Source organism: Paracoccus hibiscisoli (assembly GCF_005048265.1).
In the GTDB taxonomy this organism is placed as follows: Bacteria; Pseudomonadota; Alphaproteobacteria; order Rhodobacterales; family Rhodobacteraceae; genus Paracoccus; species Paracoccus hibiscisoli.
Window position 1 is genome coordinate 1 of the sequence record NZ_SUNH01000070.1, and the last position, 3,362, is coordinate 3,362.

Annotated in this window: 3 protein-coding genes; 1 reads left to right on the forward strand and 2 read right to left on the reverse strand. The window is 61.9% G+C overall.

Annotated elements, in window-relative coordinates:
* Positions 1-561: 561 nt before the first annotated feature.
* Positions 562-1,560 (reverse strand): IS30 family transposase, encoded by a 999-nt coding sequence (locus FA740_RS19170; protein ID WP_277355217.1) that lies wholly within the window; start codon positions 1,558-1,560, stop codon positions 562-564.
* Between the two features lie 321 nt (positions 1,561-1,881).
* Positions 1,882-2,232 (reverse strand): ArsR/SmtB family transcription factor, encoded by a 351-nt coding sequence (locus tag FA740_RS19175; protein ID WP_007803330.1) that lies wholly within the window; start codon positions 2,230-2,232, stop codon positions 1,882-1,884.
* A 63-nt stretch (positions 2,233-2,295) separates the two neighbouring features.
* Here FA740_RS19175 and FA740_RS19180 point away from each other — a divergent pair, with 63 nt between their 5' ends.
* Positions 2,296-3,147 (forward strand): cation diffusion facilitator family transporter, encoded by an 852-nt coding sequence (locus FA740_RS19180; protein ID WP_007803328.1) that lies wholly within the window; start codon positions 2,296-2,298, stop codon positions 3,145-3,147.
* Positions 3,148-3,362: the final 215 nt, after the last annotated feature.

Genomic DNA, 3,362 nt, shown 5'->3' on the forward strand with positions numbered 1-3,362 from the left:
GGCCGCTGGTGAGCGCGATGCGAACCGCATCCCGCTTGAACTCGTCGCCGTGTGTCGCTGCCATATCCTGTCTCCTTTGGTGAGAGCATCGCTCTCAGAAGACCGGAACGAAACCGGGGCAGGTCCAGCTCCGCCATGTCGATTGCGCACTGATAGTGTGCGATCATCTCGCAGTTAACTACGAGGCCCGACAGACCGTGTTATATAAATCTTCTTCTGCGACGGGTTTAGGATAGGCTCTCCGGCCATCTGTTTCAATGACGGTGAGGGGCTCGTCGTGTCGACTTCCGGCGCGACAGTAGCGGCTGCTAACTGGGGCAGGGTAGCAGTGTGCAGAGCGTAACAACTGCCAGTCTTGATGCGGGTTCAACTTGAAATGCGACACAGACGCTGACGTAGCCTGATCTGGGCGGGCGGAGACATCCGCCATCGCAGCCCGCCCGGATCAGGCGGGTGATCTAGCGGGAATGACGGCTTGGAGCTCTTGAGCGACCTTAGCGCTGGCGCAGGCCATTGGGCTACGGTTGCAGCGAGCGTCCGCGCCGATCCGCATAGCGAACGCTATTGGACACCTGACGCCTTCGCCAGCTCATCGCGGAAGACTTCTGCCGGTGTCCTGTAACTTAGGCATTTGCGGGGCGTGGCGTTCATCCGCTGCGCCAGGCCCAGCAACTCCTTTTGCTCGATCGCCAGCAGGATGGTGTCGCGGGGAAGCCAGCGCCGGACGCACCGATTGGTGTTCTCGACGGTGGGCTTCTGCCAGGGCGCCTGCGGATCGCAGAACCAGGCCTGCGCCCCCAGCCCTTTCTCAAGCTCGCGCCAGGACACGAACTCGAGCCCACGGTCGAAAGTCAGGCTCTGTCGGGCATGGCGGGGCAGGGGCGAGAGCAGGTTGATCAGATTGTTCATGAGCGGTTTGGACCGCCGGTCATTGTTGCGGAAGATGACCGTATAGCGGCTTATCCTTTCGATAACTGTGGCTACGTTGGCTGGGCCATGCTCTTTTCGAAAGATCATCAAGTCGGCTTCCCAGTGGCCAAAGGCTTCACGGTCTTTGACGGCTTGAGGACGGTTCCTGATCATGCAGCGCTCTGGAAACACCAGGCTTCTTGGCTTTCTGGCGTAGCGCGCCTTTCGCTTGCGCCGACGCTCGGGAAGGTAGCGGCCCAGCTCCTGCGCCTGACCCTCGGGCGAATAGACATAGCGGTAGATCGTTTCGTGGCAGACACGGCGCCGGCCGCCTTCATGCCGCATCCGCCCGGCGATCTGTTGAGGTGACCAGCCGGCCTTCAGGACAGTAATCACACCCTCGCGCAGCTCATCATCTCGCAAAAGCTTGGCCAGCCTCTTGCGACGGCCGGCGGCCAGGTGCTGGGCGTTCATGTGCCAGTATCCCGTCGCCATCGGCACTTCCGGATCATTCCAGAAGTTGCGCCGGATCTCGCGATGGATCGTCGATCGGTGCCGGCCGAGCTGAACGGCGATCTGCGCCACGCTGATCTTGCGCTGCAGCATACCAGCGATAATGCGGCGCTCGGAAAGGGTGAGATGCGACGTCACGGGGGAGCTCCTCGATCTGTAAACACCAGCAAATCATGGCGTGTCGCATTTCAGAATAGAACCCACCTGATGTGGTATTATTGTTGTCACCAAGTTAAAATGTCGCGTGTTCCGCTATTTAGAAAAGTCGCTGCCCGTGCGGCGAGGGCTGAGCCGACCCCGGCCCGCTCTCTCCATAAAGGGCCGTAGGGACGGGGTCGGCGGCGGAAGCAAAGTTGCGCGAGAGGCAGCTATGCGGACAAAGGGTGCATTCGCTGCGGATGCGCAGATGGCTGCTTCAGGTTTGGCGCACCGATAGGACATTGCAGCAGGTCGCGCCGGTTAGTCCGTATAGCTTTGGCAGGCATCAACTCCGTTGGCTGTCGAGGCAAGTAGCTGATCTGCATCACGGATGAGATCGGCGACCCGCCTGTCCGCCAGACGATACCGAACGAAGCGGCCTTTGCTGCGGCGACTGACCAGCCCGCATTCCAGCAGACAGCGCAGATGGTTCGAGACGTTGGGCTGACCCAAACCCGTATGCCCGACGATTTCCTGCACGTTGCGTTCGTCCGACACCAGCGCATCGAGGATCGTCAGACGGCTGGGATCGCTTAGGCCCCGGAAGAGCTTTGCCCGCAGTTCCAGTGTATCGGGTGCCGAAAGATCGTCTTGAATGTTTTGCGCTGTCATATCATTATCCACTGATACGTTAGCAGCGTACCTTTTCGCCCGCCACCACAAAAAGGATCGCACATGAGCCAGCCCGATAACAGCAAGTTGGCGACAGCCTCCTCCCCGATCCGAATGCGGGTGCAAGGCATGGACTGCGCGAAAGATGCCGCCGAGATCGAGCGCGCGGCCCGGTCTGCGGGCGTGGCCGAAGGCGACGTGAAAGTGTCCGCCGCCACCCACATCATGACATTGCGGATCGCGGACGGCGATCTGCCGAAAGTGCGGCCCGCGCTCGACGCGACCGGCTACGGTTTCGAGAAGATCGAGGACGGCGATACATCGTCCGATCCGGCCTACAAGGACCCGAGCTATCGCCGCGCGCTCTGGATCGTGGTCGCGCTCAATCTCGGATACGGCGTGGTCGAAATGTTCGGCGGGTTCCTGTCCGGTTCGCAGGCGCTGAAGGCAGACGCGCTCGATTTTCTGGGCGATGGTGCGATCACGTTTCTGGGCCTGCTCGCCATCGGCTGGAGCCTGACATGGCGGGCGCGGTCGGCGATGATCCAAGGCGTGTTTCTGGGCCTTCTGGGCCTTGGCGTTGTCGGCAGCACGCTCTGGCGTGTCCTCAACCAGACCACGCCAGAAGCCGGGTTGATGGGAGCCTTCGCGGTAGGTGCGCTGATCGTAAACATCCTCGCGGTGCTGCCGCTGCTAAAGCACCGCAAGGGTGATGCCAATATGCGAGCCGTCTGGCTGTTCTCTCGCAACGACGCCATCGGCAACCTCGCCGTGGTCATCGCCGCCGGGCTGGTCGCGTGGCTTGGCAGTGCATGGCCCGACCTGATCGTCGCGTTCGCGATCGCGGGGCTTTTCCTGCATTCGTCGTGGATGATCATCCGCGATGCCCGGAGTGACTTGGTGGAAGCTGACTAACTCCATCATGGTGCGACGCGCCGGACGAAAGCCGACATTCGCGCGCCCCGCAGCATCGGTGAGTCTGGGCTCTTCGCGTCATTCAGCTGGCGGCGGCAGCGCTGCCGCCTGGTCCTCGGACGCACGGCGCTCAGCGCGCTTATCGAGCCAGCTCTTGCGGCCGGCGCCACGCTTGCCGCTCGGGGTGTAGCGGGTGCGCTGTTTGCCGACCGCGC